This is a genomic window from Pseudomonas juntendi (genome assembly GCF_009932375.1).
Lineage (GTDB): Bacteria > Pseudomonadota > Gammaproteobacteria > Pseudomonadales > Pseudomonadaceae > Aquipseudomonas > Aquipseudomonas juntendi.
The window spans coordinates 1-1247 of sequence record NZ_BLJG01000384.1; the positions used below are offsets into that span (position 1 = coordinate 1).

Sequence of the window (1247 nt, forward strand, 5' to 3'; positions counted from 1 at the left end):
CGCTTGCCGCTGGCCGGTAAAAAGGCCCGGTCGCGCAAGCCGCATGGCCCCACGGGAGCGGGCTGTGTCCCGCAATGTTTCAGGCAATGGGAATGCAGGCGAACGCCGGTACCACTTCCTTGATGAACAGTTCGAGGGACTTCTTCTTCCCGGCGTGGGGCAGGCTGTTGTCGCACCAGAAGCTGAACTCGTCGACACCCAGCTCCTGGTAATTGCGGATGCGCGCGATGATCTCTTCCGGGGTGCCGATCATGGTGTTCTTGCGGATGTTCTCCAGCTGGAACGCCGGCACTTCGGCAAACTTGGACTCCGGGCTTGGCTCCAGGAAGCCGTTGACCGGGGTGGTCTTGTTGCCGAACCAGGCATCGAAGGTGCGGTAGAAGCGCGAAATGGCCTGGGCGCCGACCTTCCAGCCGTCCGGCTCGGCCGGGCTGTGCACGTGGGTGTGGCGCAGCACCATCAATTGCGGGCGCGGTACGTCGGGGTTGTTGTCCAGGGCGGCCTGGAACTTGTTCTTCAGGTCGAGTACTTCTTCGTCGCCCTTCATCAGCGGCGTGACCATGACGTTGCAGCCGTTGGCCACGGCAAAGTTGTGCGAGTCCGGGTCGCGGGCGGCGATCCACATGGGCGGCGTAGCGTTGAACGGCTTCGGTACGCTGGTGGAAGTGGGGAATTTGTAGACTTCGCCGTCATGGGCATAGTCACCTTCCCAGAGCTTGCGCACCACCGGCACCATCTCGCGCAGGGCCTTGCCGCCGTCGGTGGCCGGCATGCCACCGGCCATGCGGTCGAATTCGAACTGGTACGCGCCACGGGCCAGGCCCACTTCCATGCGGCCGTTGCTGATCACGTCGAGCAGGGCACATTCACCTGCCACGCGAATCGGGTTCCAGAACGGCGCGATGATGGTGCCGGCACCCAGGCGGATCTTTTCGGTGCGTGCCGCCAGGTACGCCAGCAATGGCATCGGGCTTGGCGAAATGGTGTATTCCATGGCGTGGTGTTCGCCGATCCACACGGTGCTGAAACCGCCGTCTTCGGCCATCAGGGTCAGCTCGGTCAGGTCTTCGAACAACTGGCGGTGGCTGACCTGTTCATCCCAACGTTCCATGTGTACGAACAACGAAAATTTCATGGGGCTTTCCTCAACGCTTGAAAGGGGCTGGCGCCAGGCAGGGTGGCGCCAGCTGTCTCGATTCACAATGGGCTTCAGGCCAAGGCCGGCAGGCTGGCCATCTTGCCGCGGC

General features: G+C 63.0%; 1 protein-coding gene. It reads right to left on the reverse strand.

Annotated features, from left to right (window positions below):
- Window positions 1–79: 79 nt before the first annotated feature.
- Window positions 80–1135 carry an LLM class flavin-dependent oxidoreductase gene (locus GYA94_RS26180; RefSeq protein ID WP_161893403.1) on the reverse strand — a complete coding sequence of 352 codons (1056 nt, stop codon included), beginning with the start codon at window positions 1133–1135 and terminating at the stop codon, window positions 80–82.
- Between the last annotated feature and the right edge of the window lie 112 nt (window positions 1136–1247).